This window comes from Lysobacter sp. Root916 (genome assembly GCF_001429785.1).
Taxonomy (GTDB): domain Bacteria; phylum Pseudomonadota; class Gammaproteobacteria; order Xanthomonadales; family Xanthomonadaceae; genus Lysobacter.
Genome location: NZ_LMJF01000001.1, coordinates 388,401 through 404,382, shown reverse-complemented (window position 1 = coordinate 404,382; position 15,982 = coordinate 388,401). Strand labels below are relative to the sequence as shown.

Sequence of the window (15,982 nt, the reverse complement as noted above, 5' to 3'; positions counted from 1 at the left end):
CCTGAAAGCTAATAACGACGGGCCTTCCAGCCGATTCGATCGCTTTCCGACCAACGGAATCCGTCAATGCTTGACGTCCGGCTGAGGCGATGCTTGTCCGCCATCGCGCACCGGAACTTCGGCCGGACCGGCCACCGGCGTCGGCGTCACCGGACGCTCCAACGCGATGTCCAAGACCTCGTCGATCCAACGCGCGGGCACGATCTTCAAGCCTTGCGTCACGCTCTTGGGCAGGTCGGCGAGATCCTTCTTGTTCTCGTCCGGAATGATCACGGTGCGGATGCCGCCGCGCAGCGCGGCCAGCAGTTTTTCCTTGAGCCCGCCGATCGGCAGCACGCGTCCGCGCAGGGTGATTTCGCCGGTCATGGCGACATCGGCCTTGACCGGATTCTTGGTCAGCATCGACACCAGCGCGGTGGCCATGCCGATGCCGGCGCTGGGGCCGTCCTTGGGCGTGGCGCCCTCGGGCACGTGCACGTGCACGTCGTGCTTCTGCAGGAATTCCACGTCGATGCCCAGGCGTTCGGCGCGCGCGCGCACCACCGACAGGGCGGCCGAGGCCGATTCCTTCATCACGTCGCCGAGCTGGCCGGTCAGCAGCAGCTGGCCCTTGCCCGGCACCAGCGTGGCTTCGACCTGCAGCAGGTCGCCGCCGACTTCGGTCCAGGCCAGGCCGGTGACCAAGCCGACCTCGTTCTGCTCCTCGGCGCGGCCGTAATCGAAGCGACGCACGCCCAGGTATTTGTCGAGATTCTTCGAGCCGACGTTGACCGAACCGTCCTTGCTCTTCTTGGCCTTGGGGCCGGCCAGGGCGATTTCCTTGACCACCTTGCGGCAGATCTTGGAGATCTCGCGCTCAAGATTGCGCACGCCCGATTCGCGCGTGTAGTAGCGCACGATGTCGCGCACCGCCGACTCGGCGATCTTGATTTCGTCGACCTTCAAGCCGTTGGCCTTGATCTGCTTGGGCAGCAGATAGCGCATGGCGATGTTGAGCTTCTCCTCCTCGGTGTAACCCGGGATCCGGATCACTTCCATGCGGTCCAGCAGCGGGCCGGGAATGTTCAGCGAGTTGGAGGTGGCGACGAACATCACCTCGCTCAGGTCCAGATCGACCTCGAGGTAGTGATCGTTGAAGGAATTGTTCTGCTCGGGGTCCAGCACCTCCAGCAGCGCCGAGGACGGATCGCCGCGGAAGTCCATCGACATCTTGTCGATCTCGTCCAGCACGAACAGCGGGTTCTTGCTGCCGACCTTGTTGAGGTTCTGCACGATCCGGCCCGGCATCGAACCAACGTAGGTACGGCGGTGGCCGCGGATCTCGGCCTCGTCGCGCACGCCGCCCAGCGACATGCGCACGAACTTGCGGTTCGTGGCCTTGGCGATGCTCTGGCCCAGCGAGGTCTTGCCCACGCCCGGCGGGCCGACCAAGCACAGGATCGCGCCCTTCATGTTCTTCACGCGGGTCTGCACCGCGAGGTATTCGAGGATGCGTTCCTTGACCTTCTCCAGGCCGAAGTGGTCGGCGTCGAGCACGTCCTGCGCGGCCTTGAGGTCCTTGCGCACCTTGCTGCGCTTCTTCCACGGCACGCCCAGCAGCCAATCCAGATAATTGCGCACCACCGCGGCCTCGGCCGACATCGGCGACATCTGCTTGAGCTTGTTGAGCTCGTTGCGGGCCTTGGTCTCGACCGGCTTGGGCATGCCGGCTTCGGCGATCTTGCGGGTGAGCTCGTCGATGTCGTTGGGCGCGTCGTCGATCTCGCCCAGCTCCTTCTGGATCGCCTTCATCTGCTCGTTGAGATAGTACTCGCGCTGGCTCTTCTCCATCTGCGACTTGACCCGGCCGCGGATGCGCTTCTCCAGCTGCTGCACGTCGATTTCGCCGTCGACCAGGCCGACCAGCTGTTCCAGGCGCGCGCCGACGGCGTGCGTCTCCAGCAGCTTCTGCTTGTCGCCGATGCGCACGCCCAGGTGGGCGGCGATGGTGTCGGCCAGGCGGCCGGGCTCGTCGATGCCCGACAGGGTCTGCATCAGCTCCGGCGGCAGCTTGCGGTTGGTCTTCACGTACTGCTCGAACAGGGTCATCAGCGAGCGCGCGATCGCCTCGATCTCGCGCTCCTCGCGGTCGATCGCGGGCTCGACCACGTGGGCCTGGCCGGCCAGGGCGCCGTCGCGCTCGGCGACGGCGTCGACCTCGACGCGCGACACGCCCTCGACCAGCACCTTGATGGTGCCGTCGGGCAGTTTCAGCAGTTGCAGCACATGCGCCAGGGTGCCGATCGCGTACAGGTCCTCGGCGCCGGGATCGTCGGTCTCGGCCGACTTCTGGGCGACCAGCAGGATGCGCTTATCGGACTCCATCGCCAGGTCGAGGGCGCGAATCGATTTGTCGCGGCCGACGAACAGCGGGATGACCATGTGCGGGAACACGACGACGTCGCGCAGCGGCAGCACCGGCAGATCCAGCACGTCGCGTTCGGTGGGTTCGGTCATGACAGCTCCGGGGGGAGAAAACACTTGAAAAATACTGGAAATCCGGCAGGTAGAACCGGACGCCGTCGATGGCGTCCCCGACCGGGATCGCGGGCGATGCAGCCCCTTGCGACGGTTATGGGGGCCTGCGCCATAGGATGCAAGCGGCCCGCGCTTCGCAGCGCGGGCCGTGCAGGAAAACCGTCATGGAATCAGCCGGTTACAGCCGATATGCGGCGCCCGTCCGGGAACGCCGCTGGGGCCGCGTTCAGTCCGCGGCGGCGACCTTGGGCGCGGCGGCCGGCGGGGTCTGGTAGATCAGGTAAGGCTCGGACTTGTGGTCGATCACCGACTCGTCCACCACCACCTTGCTGACGTTCTCCAGCGAAGGCAGTTCGTACATGGTGTCCAGCAGCACCGATTCGACGATGGTGCGCAGGCCGCGCGCGCCGGTCTTGCGCTTGAGCGCCTTGCGCGCGATCGCGGTAAGCGCGTCGGCGCGGAACTCCAGCTCGACGTTCTCCATCTCGAACAGCTTCTTGAACTGCTTGGTGATCGCGTTCTTGGGCTCGGTCAGGATGGTGACCAGGGCCTGCTCGTCCAGCTCTTCCAGGGTCGCGACCACCGGCAGGCGGCCGACGAACTCGGGGATCAGGCCGAACTTGATCAGATCCTCGGGCTCGACCTCGGCCAGGATCTTGCCGACCTCGATCTTGCGCTCGCTGCTCTTGACCTTGGCGCCGAAGCCGATGCCGCCGGCCTCGGTGCTGCGCTGCTGGATGATCTTGTCCAGCCCCGCGAACGCGCCGCCGACCACGAACAGGATGTTGCGGGTATCGACCTGCAGGAATTCCTGCTGCGGGTGCTTGCGGCCGCCCTGCGGCGGAACGCTGGCGACCGTGCCTTCGATCAGCTTCAGCAGCGCCTGCTGCACGCCTTCGCCCGACACGTCGCGGGTGATCGAGGGGTTGTCGCTCTTGCGCGAGATCTTGTCGATCTCGTCGATGTAGACGATGCCCTGCTGCGCCTTCTCGACGTCGTAGTCGCACTTTTGCAGGAGCTTCTGGATGATGTTTTCCACGTCCTCGCCGACGTAGCCGGCTTCGGTCAGCGTGGTCGCATCCGCAATGGTGAACGGCACGTTGAGCAATCGCGCCAGGGTCTCGGCCAGCAGGGTCTTGCCCGAACCGGTCGGACCGACCAGCAGGATGTTGGACTTGGCGAGCTCGACGTCGTCGTTCTTCTGACGGCTCTCGATGCGCTTGTAATGGTTGTACACGGCCACCGCGAGGGTGCGCTTGGCGCGCTGCTGGCCGATCACGTACTGGTCCAGCACCTCGAGGATTTCGCGCGGCTTGGGCAGGTGGCTGCGCGCCGACTGCGCCTTCTCCTCGAGCTCCTCGCGGATGATGTCGTTGCAGAGCTCGACGCACTCATCGCAGATGAACACGCTCGGGCCCGCGATCAGCTTGCGGACCTCGTGCTGGCTTTTGCCGCAGAACGAGCAATAGAGAATCTTGCTGCTATCGCCGGTGCTGCGTCCCTGTCGATCGTCGCTCATGCTTTTGCCCAAATGGTGCGGTGTTCTCGGAGCGCGCCCGCTCGGGCCGCGTCCGCAGTTACGTGGTGCGTTGTCGGCCCGAGGATAACACAGCGCTCCGGCCCGTCCCCGGGCCGGTCGCCATGTTCATTGCCTGCCGAAAACAGGAGTTCGATCAACGGCTTGCGCGCGGGCTCGGGCCCGGCCTCAGGCGGCCTGGATCGAGTCTTCCGGACGCCGCTCGAGCACCTGGTCGACCAGACCGTACTCGCGCGCAGCCTCGGCGCTCTTGAAGTTGTCGCGCTCGGTGTCGCGCGCGATGGTCTCGATCGGCTGGCCGGTGTGCTTGGCCAGCACCTCGTTCAGGCGCTGACGCAGGGTCAGGATCTCACGCGCCTGGATCTCGATATCGGTGGCCTGGCCCTGCGAGCCGCCGGAGGGCTGGTGGATCATCACCCGCGAATTCGGCAGCGCGTAGCGCTTGCCCTTGGCGCCGGCGGCGAGCAGCAGCGCGCCCATGCTGGCGGCCTGGCCGATGCAGATCGTGCTCACGTCGGGCTTGATGTACTGCATGGTGTCGTAGATCGCCATGCCCGCGGTGACCACGCCGCCCGGCGAGTTGATGTAGAAGCTGATGTCCTTCTCGGGGTTCTCGGCCTCGAGGAACAGCATCTGGGCGACGATGACGTTGGCGACATGATCGTCGACGCCGCCGACCAGGAAGATCACCCGCTCCTTGAGCAGGCGCGAATAGATGTCGTACGCGCGCTCGCCGCGGCTGGTCTGTTCGACCACCATCGGTACGAGGTTCAGGGCTTGGATTCGGTTGTCCATCTCGACGGCACCTATGGCTGACGTTGAATGCTTTGCAGAGCCTTCGGCGGCACCGAAGGTTCCCGGGTAGGCCCAACTTGGGGCCTGCCGGGCCTCTACGCAAGGGCGTCCCGGGTTCGGGACGCCGGCCTGGCGCGTTCGCTTCCTGCGGGATCGCCGCCTAGACTTACTGGCGGATCGCTTCGCTGAACGAGAGCGGCTGCTCGGTGTGCTGGGCGCGCTCGGCGATCCAGTCGATCACCTGCTCTTCCATCACCCGGCCCTGCAGGCTGTTCATCAGCTGCGGGTCGTTGCGGTACAACTCGATCACCTGCTGCGGTTCCTCGTAGGTCGAGGCGATCAGCTTCAGGGTCTCGTTGACGCGGCGCGGGTCCAGCATCAGCTGGTTGCGGCGCGCGATCTCGCCGACCAGCAGGCCGACCAGCACGCGCTTCTGGGCGCTGTCCATGAAGGTCAGGTAGGCGTCGGCCGGGGCCTCGATGTTGCGGCCCTGGCGGCGCGCCTGCTCGACGGTCTGTCGGGCCATGTCGCGGGCCTCGCCCTCGACCAGCTTCGGCGGCATTTCCACGTGCTGGTAGGCGGCGATCAGCTGCTCGCCCACTTCGCGGCGCAGACGCGTCATCAGCGCGCCCTTGAGCTCGCGCTCCAGGTTGCTGCGGATGTCGGAGCGGAACTGCTCGGTGTCGCCGCTCTTGATGCCGAAGCTCTTGATGAAGGCCGCGTCGACCTCGGGCAGCACCGGCTCGGACACCGTGGTGGCCTTGAGGTGGACCTCGACCGTGCGGCCGGCGAACTGCGGCACGCGCCATTCGGCCGGGAACTCGATCGGGGCGACCTTCTCTTCGCCGGCCTTGAGGCCGACCAGGGCTTCTTCGATCGCCGGGAACATCGCGCCCGAACCGATCACGGTCGCGCCGCGCTCCACGCCCTCGGCGGGGATGCGCTCGTCGCCGACCTGCGACCAGGTTTCGATCTCGACCGCGTCGCCGGCGGCGGCGGCGCGCTCGATCGGGTTCCAGGTGCGGCGCTGCAGGCGCAGGTTCTCTATCATCGCGTCGATGTCGGCATCGGCGACGTCGGAGGTGTGGCGCACGACATTGAGCTTGGCGACGTCGATGTCGCCGAAATCCGGGACCACTTCGAAGGTGGCCACGTAGGCCAGCTCGCCGCCCTCGGCGGCCGCCGGCTCGATCATCGGGTTACCGGCGATCTGCAGCGACTCCTGGCGCACGGCATTGCTGAAGCCTTCGCGCAGCAGGCCGTCGAGCACTTCGGCGCGGACCTGCTCGCCGAAACGCTGCTCGATCACCTTGGCCGGCACCTTGCCGGGACGGAAACCCTTGATCTTGGCGCCGCGCGCGATTTCGCGCAGGCGACCGCCGACCTGGCTCTCGAGGCGATCCGCCGGGAGACTGAAGGTCAGACGGCGTTCCAGATTACCCAGCGATTCGACCGAAACTTGCATATCCACTCCTGCTACCGCGACGGCCCGTCGCGGCACGATGTTGAAGACCTGTCCGACCGCTGGCCGGGTCTAGGCCCTCCAGCGGAACTTACTAGTTTCGCCGATTACGGGCCGCGCTGCCAGCCGGGCGTCCGAAGGTCGCCTGGCGGCACGGATCGTACGGGTGCCGGCTCAGCGCAGGATGCGACGGAAGGTCAGGTTCACCCGCGGTCCGCAGGGCCGGGCGAGCTTGGCGATGCCGTGCAGCCAGTGGCGCTGGGTCTGGCCGCGCATCAGCAGCAGGCTGCCGGAGTCCAGGGGGATGCGCACCGGCGCGACCGCGCTGGGCGGCGCCCCGCGCGCGAGGCGGCGCTTCATCACGAACACCCGGCGCTCGCCCAGGCTTAGCGAGGCGATGGTGGGCGCCGGGCCCAGCTCGGGCTCGTCGTCGGCGTGAAAGCCCATGCCGTCGCGATGATCGCGGTAGTAGTTGAGCAGGACGCTGTTGAAATCGGCCCCGCTGGCGCGCTCCGCCCGCTGTTTCAGGTCGGCCAGCAAGGGCGTCCAAGGGCGCGGCCGCAGGTGCAGGCCGGAATAGGTGTAGGCGGCGTCGGTATCGCCGTACCAGGCGCTCAGGCGCGGCTGCGCGACCTCGCGCCCGAACACCACGATGCGCTCGGCGCGCCAGGGCACCTCCGCGATCAGCTCGGCCAGCACCTCGGCGTCGGGCCGCCCCAGGTCCAGGCGCGCCAGCAGCGCCACATCGGCGCCGTCCATCGTCAGGGTCTGGAAACCGTCGGCCGGGGCGAACAGGTCCTGCATGCGCGGTGGGCGCTCCTCAAGGCCGGCGCCGGGGCTGGTGCGAAAGGCGGGACTCGAACCCGCACGGGGGTTACCCGCTGGAACCTAAATCCAGTGCGTCTACCAATTCCGCCACTTTCGCGTTCGCGCCGACCCGCAACGCGGGCCGGGCATTCTAGGCGCGCGGCGGCGCCTTGCGCAAAGCGGTCGCGCGCGAAGCGTGCCCGACGCTCAGTCCTGCGCCTGAATCGGGGGCGCGGCGACGGGCGCGGAGCCGTAGACCTCGTCGATCGCCGCGACCTTGCCGTCCTTGATCGTGATCAGCGTGGTCTTGCCGTCGCGGTAATACTCGAAACGCTCGCCGACCTCGGCGCCGCGTTTGTTCTCGATCTTCTTGATCCGGCTGGGCGCGCCGGCGACCTGATAGACCTGCCCCACCGCATCGCCGGTTACGAGCACCCGGTTGCCGAACGCGACCGTATCGGCGGCCCAAACCGGCGTCGACAAAGCCAGGCCCACCGCCAGTCCCCACCCAAGCTTGCGCATGACCGCCCTCCTCTTCCGTGGATGCTGTCAGGCTACCCACACCACCCTAGCGCGGGCTTAACCGCTGCCCGCGATGCGACGAACCGGTTGCCGGCCCAGCGCTCCGGACTAGCGGGCCTCTGCCGCCTCCGTCTGCTTCATTTCCAGATATCGCCTCAGGCGCGACTCGCTCACGACAGCGGCGACCGCTGCGGTCAGCGGCTGCGGAACACCGCGATCCGGTCGCTCGGCGGCCGCGCGTCGCCCGCAAGCCAAGGCTCGGCGGCGACTACCGCGGTGCAGGGCCCCAGCGTGCAGACGCGGATCGCGCGCGATCGCGCCTGTTGCGCGATCGCGTCCAGCACCTGGCGCAGGATCGCGCCGGTGAACGGCGTGTACAGATAGAAGACTGTCGCCTGGCCCAGATCGACCGCGCGCGCATCCGCGCAGGCGAACGTGGCGCGCCTCAGCCCCAGCTCGGCGGCGCAGGCTTGCGCACTGGCCACATAGGCCGGCTCGATCTCCACGCCGTGCGCGCGCGCCTCGGTGCAGGCCGCGACCAGCAGCGGTACATGGCCGAGGCCGGCGCCGAGGTCGAGCACCACATCGTCGGCGCACAGCGACAGACGCCGCAGCAGATCGAAGACATGCCGCGCCGGCGTGGGCTGATAGAACACCATCTCCTCCGCCAGCGCGCCGATCTCGTCGCCGGGCGCAGGCAGGCGCAGCACGCCGCTGACGAGTTCGTCGAGGGGATCGTAGTGTTCGCCGGTCTCCGTTTCGGCGATGAAGCAGCGGGCGGCCCAGTCCAGCAATCCGGCGCCTCCGCCGCCGCGACGCAGGTCCTCGCGCAGCCCGTCGCAGAGCGCACGGTCCAATGCCTCCAGCCGGCCCCGCAATGCGTCGGCGCGCGCGCGTTCGGCATCGTCGCCGACATCGAGGCCCAGGGCGCGTTCGAGCCCGTCCAGTGCACGCGAGCGCGCCGGCAGCGCCTCGGGTTCGAGTAGCGCCCGATCGCCCTCCAGTTGCTCGAGCAGCCCCTGCAATGCGGTGGTTGGATGGGATCGTGCGAAAAGTTCGAGTTCGATGTTGCGGTCCGCCATCGCTGTCGTTGCCCAGATCCTTATCGCGAAGGCCTGCGGTCGCGGCGCCGTACGCGTTCGGGCGATTACCTTGGACGAATCCAAGTGGGTCGTCCATGGCTGCCCAACGCGACAGCCCCTGGCCGCGCGCGCTTGCTTTCCGCATCGGTCGGCTAGCCCGGCAAGGCTAGGGGAACGGCATAGTTCAATTACAAATCAATCGGTTACGCAAAAGGCAACGGCGACACCGTTCGCTCTCTGCGGAAAATCGGCGCATAAGCACGCTCGTCGGCGTGCCGTCGAAACCCTGCCCCGCAACGGCGGCGACCGGCTCCGGAAAGCCGTTTGCATCGTGCGCTCAAACTAAATATGATGACCATCATATGAAACGAGCCGCCACCCGCTCCAAAGAAGCCACCCACGATCGGATAGTCGACGCCGCCGCACGCGCCATACGGCGCAGCGGCTACAACGGCACCGGCGTCGCGGACATCATGAAAGACGCCGGTCTGACGCACGGCGGCTTCTATGCGCATTTCGCGTCGCGCGAGGCAATGCTCGCCGAGGCGGCGGACCGCGCCGGCGGCGAAAGCGTGGCGATGATGGAGCAGATCGCCGCCAGCTTGCCGCCGCAACAGGCGCTTCCGGCCATGATGCGGGCTTATCTCTCCGAGCAACACCTGGCAAGCATCGAGACGGGATGTGCGACCGCAGCGCTCGGATCGGAGATGCCGCGCCAGGCGCCCGAGGTCAGACGTGCCGCCACGCGGCGGATCAAGGAGATGATCGATCTCGTCGCCCGCCAGTCGCGCGACTGGGGACAACCCAGCGCGCACGAGCACGCCCTCTTCACCATCGCGGCGATGGTCGGCACCTTGGTGCTGGCGCGCGCCGTCGACGACCCCAAGCTATCCGAAGGCCTGCGCGAGGCTGCCTTGAAGCAGCTCACGCCCTCCCAGGACTGAGCGCAATACGTGCTCATGCCGATGCGCTCGACCTCGAATATGACGAACATCATATTCAATGCACGCCCGCCCCACCGACTGAAGGCAGCTCATGAAGATCAAGGAATCCATCGCGCTCGTAACCGGCGCTTCATCCGGCATCGGCGAAGCCACGGCGCAGCGGCTCGCGATGGCGGGCTACAAGGTCTACGGCACCAGCCGACACGGCGCTCAGTCGATACAACGCTCGTTCGCGATGCTGTCGCTGGACGTGACCAGCGACGAATCGGTCGAAGCCGCCGTGAGCGCGCTGATACGACAGGAGGGCCGTATCGACCTGCTCGTCAACAACGCCGGCTTCGGCGTCGCGCCGGCCGGAGCGGAGGAGAGCTCGATCGAGCAGGCCAAGGCGATCTTCGAAACCAACTTCTTCGGGCTCATCCGCATGACCCGTGCCGTCGTGCCTCACATGCGCCGCCAAGGCATTGGCCGCATCATCAACATCGGCTCGGTGCTGGGTTTCCTTCCGATGCCTTATGGGGCCCTCTATGCCGCGACCAAGCATGCGATCGAAGGCTATTCGGAGTCGCTCGATCATGAGTTGCGCACACGAGGCATCCGGGTCTCGGTGATCGAGCCCGCCTACACCAGGACCCGGTTCGACTCGAACTTTCTGGCTCCGGATTCGAAACTCGATGAGTATCGGGAAGTTCGCGCGCTCCTGGACAAGGTACTCGAGCAGGTCATGGCCCGCGCCGACGAACCCAGCATCGTGGCCGAGGTCGTACTGAAAGCGGCCACGGCCGCGCAACCCAAACTCCGCTACACGGCCGGCGGGCTGGCGAATCGTCTGAGGCTGTTGCGCAGGTTCGCGCCGACCCGGTGGGTGGACGCCGGCATTCGAAAGGATCTGCGGCTCGACAGTCCCAAGGCCTAGCCGCCACCGGGCGGTCCACAACCCTCGACGCACCGCCATGCGAACCACCGCCCCTGTCGACACCGTCCGCTTCAAGTCGGCCCGGGCCATACACCGAGAGCAGCAGTCATGAAGGCCTTCATCGTCGACCGTTACCAGAGCAACGGCCCATTGCGCCTGGAAGAAGTGCCGGAACCGGAAGTGCGCGAGCAGGATGTCCTGGTCGCCGTCCATGCGGCGGGTGTGAACCCACTGGACGCCAAGATCCGGGATGGCGAGTTCAAGCTCATCCTGCCCTATCGACTGCCGCTGATCCTGGGCAACGACGTGGCCGGGGTCGTGGTTCGCGTCGGCGCAAAGGTCCGCCGCTTCAAACCCGGCGATGAAGTGTATGCGCGGCCGGACCAGGGCCGCATCGGGACGTTCGCCGAGCTCATCGCGATGGACGAAGCCGATGTTGCGCTGAAGCCCAGGAATCTCAGCATGGCGGAAGCCGCCTCCATCCCGCTGGTCGGCCTGACCGCGTGGCAGGTGCTGGTCGAACGCGCCAAGCTGAAGACGGGGCAGAAGGTCCTGATCCATGCCGGCTCCGGCGGGGTGGGCACCTTCGCCATCCAACTGGCGAAACACCTCGGCGCGACGGTGGCGACGACCACCAGCACGGAGAATGTCGGTCTGGTCAGAAGCCTCGGTGCGGACGTCGTCGTCGACTACAAGAATGAAGACTACACAAAGGTCCTGCGTGGCTACGACGTGGTCCTGAACAGCCTGGGCAAGGACACACTGGAACAGTCCCTCAGGGTGCTGAAGCCCGGAGGGAAACTCATTTCGATCTCCGGCCCGCCGGATGTGGAATTCGCCAAGCACAGCGGTTTGAGCTGGCCCCTCCAGCAAGTCATGCGCCTGTTGAGTTTCGACATTCGGCGCAAGGCCAAGCGGCAGGGCGTCGGCTACTCGTTCGTCTTCATGCAGGCCAATGGCGAGCAACTGAGCAAGATCACTGCGCTCATCGAATCCGGCGCCGTCCGACAGATCATGGATAAAGTGTTCCCGTTCTCAGCCACCAACGACGCGATGGACTATCTGGCGAAAGGGCGCGCGAAAGGCAAGGTCGTCGTCAAGATGGTCGGATAGCGGTCGCGAACGCCGACGGCCGTCATAGGCGCTTCGGGTCACGATCGATCACAGGCTCGCTGCCCGTGCAGGAAGCGAAGATAGGCGGCAGTCCGATGGGCGCGGGAACTCCAGCCCGACCGCCTGTCGGACCTGCGATTGCCGAGCTTCGATTTCGGCCACAATCGCTCTTGCACGAACGCTAGCGAGTTTTCGCCGACATCCGCATGCCTGCATTGCCCTCCTCCAGCGCCTGGATCGGAACCTTACTGCTGGGCGAGCACGTGGCGGCGCTGCAGGGCCGCGCCGGCCGCAGCCTGCGCCACGCGCACTACGCCCACCAGTTGCTGCTCAGCGATGCCGAGCCCTGGCTGGTGGAGGTCGACGGCAAACGCAGGCAAGCGCATCGCCTGTGGCTACCCTCGTTCCAATCGCATGCGGTGCTCGCCGCCCCGGCCGAGGGCTGCACGATCTTCCTCGAGCCCAGCCACGTCGATGTCGACGCGGTGCTGGCGCAACTGCCGAACCTGCCGGCCCAGCTGTCGGCACTGCAGCCGTTGTTGTCTGGCCTGTGCCGGGCCCGGCCCTTGGACCGCCGCCTGCAGGCGGCCATCGCCGAGATCGGCGCGCGCCTGCCCCACAGCGTGTCCGCCGCCGACATCGCGCAGGCCGCGCACTGGTCGACCAGCCAGCTGCAGCGGCGCTTCCAATCCGACCTGGCCGTGACCCTGCGCGGCTGGGTGCTATGGCGACGCCTTCACCAGGCCCTGCTGCGCCTGCTCGCCGGCGACAGCCTCACCGACAGCGCGCACGCTGCCGGTTTCGCCGACCTGGCGCATCTGTCGCGCAGCTTGCGGCGCATGTTCGGGATCGGCGCCGCGCAACTGCGCGGGTTGCGCTTACAGACCTAACGCCTGGCGGCCGTCGTCAGCGCCGCCGGCATCGGCGGCGTATCGCCCGAGGACAGGTCGCGGAACGGCGCCAGCAGTTGGCCAAAGTAGTCGCGCGGATAGTCCGGCTGACTGCCTATCCCCAGGTCGCGGCTACCTAGGCGATAGCCGGGCGCATCGAAGGCGGTGCCGAGCAGCCGGTCCCAGACCGTGAAGAACAAGCCGAAGTTGACGTCGCCGGCGCGGCCGTAACGCAGGTGATGGAGGCGATGCCGCGGCGCCCAGACCATCATCCGTCCGAGCGGGCCCGGCCGCATGGCGATATTGCAATGCTGCAGCAGCAGCTGCACGGCGATGGCGAAGGCCAGCACCGCCGCCACCGGATACGGCATGCCCAGCAACAGCAGCGGCAACACCCCGCCTACCGCTTCGACGGCCTGATGCAGCGGATGCTTCATCAATCCATTGAGCCCGTACATGCGCGTCACGCCGTGATGCACGGCATGCAGGCGCCACAGCCAGCCGATGCGATGACTGGCGTAGTGCATCAGGGTGATGCCCAGATCGGCGCCCACGATGGCCAGCAGCAACTGCGCGGCGAACGGCCACTGCAGCGGCCACCACTGCCAGGGCAGCCAGCCCGCCAGCAGCGGCACCAAACCTATCGACAGCACGTTCGCGCCCTCGTTGACCAAGGCATGCAGGACATCGCGACCGCGATCGCCATGGCTACGGTTGAAGCAGACGTCGTAAGGCCACAACTGCTCGACCAGGAAGGACAGCAGCGCCGCCAGGCTCAGCAGCGGCAGCAACCACAGCGCATCGCCGTGGCGCTGCCCCACCCACCACGCGGCGGTGCCGACGAAGCCCAGCAGGAACACCGGGGCGTACAGGCGCAGGATCCAGCGTTTCATCTTCACTCCAGGCGATCATGGAGCGCGCATGCTCACGCCCGCGCCGCCCGCGCGGCTTGAACAAACCGCGCATCCTGCGCGCGCGGATCGTCCGGCAGGGAGAAGAACCGACAGCGTCTAGCGAGTTCCTCGAGTTGCGGTCTTCCCGCCGCCGCCCAAGGCGACCTCATGCGTTTTCGAGACCTCACCGGGACGCCACGACAGGCTCCAGCGGTAGCGACCCGGCTCCGGGCAGGGATTGCTGGCCGCACGCTCTATCGAGCGCTTGCAGATCGGCGAATCGCGGAGGACGTCGAAAGTGACCTGGATGCGGTCGCCGACGATCGCCAAGGCACGCACCTCGCCGGGCACGTGCAAGGATGCATTCCATGCGTATCCGCTCTGGCGGCCACGTCGCTTCAGATCCGCCATATAGTCGTTATCGAGCGAACTGGGACGCCAGAACGAATCGTCCTTTCGCATCGGCGTCATTACGATAATGTCGTTCTCGCAGTCGAAGTTCGCGCCGAGGCAGGTCGCCGTCTGCAGATAAACGACCTCGTCCACGCCGTTGCGATCGAAGTCCGCGATCTGGACGTGGCGCGCCGCATAGTCGAACTGGATGTCGTCGCCCGCCTGGGCCTCCGCCGAGATATTGGCCGCGCGCACCGCCCCGCGGCTATCGATGGCGCCCGCGACGCCGCTGAACCCCATGACCAGTGCGGCAACGGCCGCGATTCCTTGCAGCTTAGGCATGACACCTTCCTTGTCCGTCGTAGCCGCATTCTAGGACGGCTACACGAGCGCTAGGCACCGGTTCGGCGCGCGGCCGCACGGCCGGCACAGGACGCCAGACTCCGCATGCCTCGTATGGGTAGACGCCTTGTCCGTTGTAGCGGCCTAGCGCCTCCGGCTCAGCCACCCTGTATGGCCAAACATCGCCAGACCGGACCGCCCAGCCTGGCGCTCACCTTTCCGGAATGGTCGCCGCGGCGAAGGGCGCCAACACCGTCCAGCCCAGGTTGGCATAGAGGCCGCGGCCGTCCGCCGTGGCCACCAGCAATGGCCGGCTCGCAAGGGATGTTCGCGCGGCGCCCAGCGCGCTCATGACCGCGATGCCCAATCCTTTGCGCCGGTGATCCGGGTCGGTTTCGATCCGATCGTAGATAAAGACCTCCGCGGTCTCCGCCGCGCAGCCGCTCGCGGCCAGGCCGCCATCCGGCGCCAGGACGCAGGCGCGGGTGACCGGGCCGGTGCGATGGAGCTCCATCCGGTAGCCATCCGGCAGGGGCTTGGGCTCCGGGCCGACGGCCACCGTCGTCATGAAATAGTTCGCCGGCTGCATCTCCCAGCGTGCCGGCAGCGCGCTACGCAGCGCTTCGTCGGTGCCGCACAACTTCAAGTAATGGCGCGGCGCCGTGATCTCCCGCGCGATCTCGCGCAAGCCGTCGCAGAACTGCGGAAACACCCAGCGCTTGGTTTCCTTATCCGAGCCGGTATCCACCCGATAGCCGCCGCGATCGTGCACCGGGGCCGGGGTGCCCCTGACTATGGAATGCGCTGTTTGCCAAGCCAAAACGAGCTTCGGATCGAGGTGGGATGTGGGCATGGCTGATCGTATGTGGCGCCTGGTTGGCGCGTTCTCCGCGACGGCATCGGCTGCGTCGTGCCGTCTCTCCGCCGCGACGTCCGCGTGTGTTCCCACTAAAGCATCGTGCCGTCTCAGGATCTAAGACAATCGCCACGACCCAGAACACCAGGCAGGAACTGAGCGAGCGACTCACGCCGGGGCCTGCCCGCGCCAGCATCGAACGACGCTCGCCCCCTATTGATGGCCGACGTTGCCGCCCCTCCGCCGATCACACCGAACGGACGTTGGCGATCGATTCAGGCCGGCACGCCGATGCTGATCAACGCATGCACGGCGATGCCCATGCTGATGGACAAAAGCCAGAGCGCCAGCCCCTCGAATACTCGTTCAAGCCGCTTCGCTCCTAGATGCGGATAGCCGGCCGCTTCGCGCTTACGCAAGAGTTCGTGGCCTTGCCTGATTCGGTCCATCAGCGAGAACTGCACGAAGAAAGCCAACAGCGCCGATAGGAACATCAGGCTGGCGGCGATCATGACCTTGATGAAGAATTTCTTGTCGCCATCCACGAACTGGACCAGCGCGATAAGCCCGGCGGCGGCCGTCATCGCGACCGTTCCCAGCTGTTTGAGGTAATCGAAGGACAGCGTAACGGCCGTGTCCAGGCTGACCTGGGGCATCGGGTCCTGCGGGGGTTGATCCATGGAGAACTCCGAGCTCCTCTCGTTTAGTCCAACTACACAGTAGCCGACTCACGTGACTTCTGCTGTTCTTACGCAAAGCCTCTCGGGATCGAAGCAGATCGGCATCGGCATCGGCATCGGCATCGATCATCGTGCCGCCCCTATGCGCACTGCAGTACGTCGCTGCATGGCCACGACTGAGCCACGCTGCACTCCATCGACCTGGTGCTGGTCAACCGAGCCATCGGCCTGAG

The 15,982-nt window shown here is 66.6% G+C and carries 15 protein-coding genes and 1 tRNA gene; 4 read left to right on the top strand and 12 right to left on the bottom strand.

The window, feature by feature from the left end; genetic code table 11:
* Positions 1 to 63 precede the first annotated feature (63 nt).
* The 8 genes from lon to ASE35_RS01955 all read right to left on the bottom strand — a co-directional run bounded on the left by lon (position 64) and on the right by ASE35_RS01955 (position 8,722).
* Positions 64 to 2,496: an endopeptidase La gene (gene lon / locus ASE35_RS01990; protein ID WP_056173342.1), complete on the bottom strand. Its 2,433-nt coding sequence runs from the start codon at positions 2,494 to 2,496 to the stop codon at positions 64 to 66.
* 247 nt (positions 2,497 to 2,743) lie between these two features.
* On the bottom strand, positions 2,744 to 4,036 hold the full coding sequence (gene clpX / locus ASE35_RS01985; RefSeq protein WP_056173339.1) for an ATP-dependent Clp protease ATP-binding subunit ClpX: 1,293 nt from the start codon (positions 4,034 to 4,036) through the stop codon (positions 2,744 to 2,746).
* 186 nt (positions 4,037 to 4,222) lie between these two features.
* Positions 4,223 to 4,849, bottom strand: a complete 627-nt coding sequence (clpP, locus tag ASE35_RS01980; RefSeq protein WP_056173335.1) for an ATP-dependent Clp endopeptidase proteolytic subunit ClpP — start codon at positions 4,847 to 4,849, stop codon at positions 4,223 to 4,225.
* A 166-nt stretch (positions 4,850 to 5,015) separates the two neighbouring features.
* Positions 5,016 to 6,314, bottom strand: a complete 1,299-nt coding sequence (gene tig, locus ASE35_RS01975) for a trigger factor (protein ID WP_056173332.1) — start codon at positions 6,312 to 6,314, stop codon at positions 5,016 to 5,018.
* A 171-nt stretch (positions 6,315 to 6,485) separates the two neighbouring features.
* On the bottom strand, positions 6,486 to 7,115 hold the full coding sequence (locus ASE35_RS01970; protein WP_057162826.1) for an alpha-ketoglutarate-dependent dioxygenase AlkB: 630 nt from the start codon (positions 7,113 to 7,115) through the stop codon (positions 6,486 to 6,488).
* 35 nt (positions 7,116 to 7,150) lie between these two features.
* A tRNA-Leu gene (locus ASE35_RS01965) sits at positions 7,151 to 7,236 on the bottom strand.
* An 89-nt stretch (positions 7,237 to 7,325) separates the two neighbouring features.
* Entirely contained in the window at positions 7,326 to 7,640 is a 315-nt protein-coding gene (locus tag ASE35_RS01960) for a hypothetical protein (protein ID WP_057162824.1), read from the bottom strand.
* A 194-nt stretch (positions 7,641 to 7,834) separates the two neighbouring features.
* Entirely contained in the window at positions 7,835 to 8,722 is an 888-nt protein-coding gene (locus tag ASE35_RS01955) for a methyltransferase domain-containing protein (protein WP_057162823.1), read from the bottom strand.
* Between the two features lie 362 nt (positions 8,723 to 9,084).
* Here ASE35_RS01955 and ASE35_RS01950 point away from each other — a divergent pair, with 362 nt between their 5' ends.
* The 4 genes from ASE35_RS01950 (at position 9,085) to ASE35_RS01935 (ending at position 12,585) form a co-directional block, all read left to right on the top strand.
* Positions 9,085 to 9,666 (top strand): TetR/AcrR family transcriptional regulator, encoded by a 582-nt coding sequence (locus tag ASE35_RS01950; protein ID WP_057162821.1) that lies wholly within the window; start codon positions 9,085 to 9,087, stop codon positions 9,664 to 9,666.
* Positions 9,667 to 9,757: 91 nt separating this feature from the next.
* A complete protein-coding gene (locus ASE35_RS01945; protein ID WP_056173317.1) occupies positions 9,758 to 10,582 on the top strand; it encodes an oxidoreductase in 825 nt (274 codons plus the stop codon).
* A 108-nt stretch (positions 10,583 to 10,690) separates the two neighbouring features.
* Entirely contained in the window at positions 10,691 to 11,695 is a 1,005-nt protein-coding gene (locus ASE35_RS01940) for an NADP-dependent oxidoreductase (RefSeq protein WP_057162819.1), read from the top strand.
* A 206-nt stretch (positions 11,696 to 11,901) separates the two neighbouring features.
* The gene (locus tag ASE35_RS01935; protein WP_057162817.1) at positions 11,902 to 12,585 is read left to right on the top strand and encodes an AraC family transcriptional regulator; all 684 of its coding nucleotides are present in this window, start codon (positions 11,902 to 11,904) and stop codon (positions 12,583 to 12,585) included.
* Here ASE35_RS01935 and ASE35_RS01930 read toward each other — a convergent pair.
* The 4 genes from ASE35_RS01930 to ASE35_RS01915 form a co-directional block, all read right to left on the bottom strand.
* Positions 12,582 to 13,478, bottom strand: coding sequence for a sterol desaturase family protein (locus ASE35_RS01930; RefSeq protein ID WP_057162815.1), 897 nt, complete (start codon positions 13,476 to 13,478; stop codon positions 12,582 to 12,584). The two genes, ASE35_RS01935 and ASE35_RS01930, sit on opposite strands and share 4 nt — an antisense overlap.
* A 117-nt stretch (positions 13,479 to 13,595) precedes the next feature.
* Positions 13,596 to 14,213, bottom strand: a complete 618-nt coding sequence (locus ASE35_RS01925) for a hypothetical protein (protein WP_157489218.1) — start codon at positions 14,211 to 14,213, stop codon at positions 13,596 to 13,598.
* A 211-nt stretch (positions 14,214 to 14,424) separates the two neighbouring features.
* On the bottom strand, positions 14,425 to 15,066 hold the full coding sequence (locus ASE35_RS01920; protein ID WP_157489217.1) for a GNAT family N-acetyltransferase: 642 nt from the start codon (positions 15,064 to 15,066) through the stop codon (positions 14,425 to 14,427).
* Between the two features lie 278 nt (positions 15,067 to 15,344).
* Positions 15,345 to 15,749: a hypothetical protein gene (locus ASE35_RS01915; RefSeq protein ID WP_057162809.1), complete on the bottom strand. Its 405-nt coding sequence runs from the start codon at positions 15,747 to 15,749 to the stop codon at positions 15,345 to 15,347.
* Positions 15,750 to 15,982: the final 233 nt, after the last annotated feature.

Coding starts and splice junctions, on each gene's coding strand:
- lon (WP_056173342.1), bottom strand. CDS start 2,496: ATGACCGAACCCACCGAACGCGACGTGCTGGATCTGCCGGTGCTGCCG.
- clpX (WP_056173339.1), bottom strand. CDS start 4,036: ATGAGCGACGATCGACAGGGACGCAGCACCGGCGATAGCAGCAAGATT.
- clpP (WP_056173335.1), bottom strand. CDS start 4,849: ATGGACAACCGAATCCAAGCCCTGAACCTCGTACCGATGGTGGTCGAA.
- tig (WP_056173332.1), bottom strand. CDS start 6,314: ATGCAAGTTTCGGTCGAATCGCTGGGTAATCTGGAACGCCGTCTGACC.
- ASE35_RS01970 (WP_057162826.1), bottom strand. CDS start 7,115: ATGCAGGACCTGTTCGCCCCGGCCGACGGTTTCCAGACCCTGACGATG.
- ASE35_RS01960 (WP_057162824.1), bottom strand. CDS start 7,640: ATGCGCAAGCTTGGGTGGGGACTGGCGGTGGGCCTGGCTTTGTCGACG.
- ASE35_RS01955 (WP_057162823.1), bottom strand. CDS start 8,722: ATGGCGGACCGCAACATCGAACTCGAACTTTTCGCACGATCCCATCCA.
- ASE35_RS01950 (WP_057162821.1), top strand. CDS start 9,085: ATGAAACGAGCCGCCACCCGCTCCAAAGAAGCCACCCACGATCGGATA.
- ASE35_RS01945 (WP_056173317.1), top strand. CDS start 9,758: ATGAAGATCAAGGAATCCATCGCGCTCGTAACCGGCGCTTCATCCGGC.
- ASE35_RS01940 (WP_057162819.1), top strand. CDS start 10,691: ATGAAGGCCTTCATCGTCGACCGTTACCAGAGCAACGGCCCATTGCGC.
- ASE35_RS01935 (WP_057162817.1), top strand. CDS start 11,902: ATGCCTGCATTGCCCTCCTCCAGCGCCTGGATCGGAACCTTACTGCTG.
- ASE35_RS01930 (WP_057162815.1), bottom strand. CDS start 13,478: ATGAAACGCTGGATCCTGCGCCTGTACGCCCCGGTGTTCCTGCTGGGC.
- ASE35_RS01925 (WP_157489218.1), bottom strand. CDS start 14,213: ATGCCTAAGCTGCAAGGAATCGCGGCCGTTGCCGCACTGGTCATGGGG.
- ASE35_RS01920 (WP_157489217.1), bottom strand. CDS start 15,066: ATGCCCACATCCCACCTCGATCCGAAGCTCGTTTTGGCTTGGCAAACA.
- ASE35_RS01915 (WP_057162809.1), bottom strand. CDS start 15,749: ATGGATCAACCCCCGCAGGACCCGATGCCCCAGGTCAGCCTGGACACG.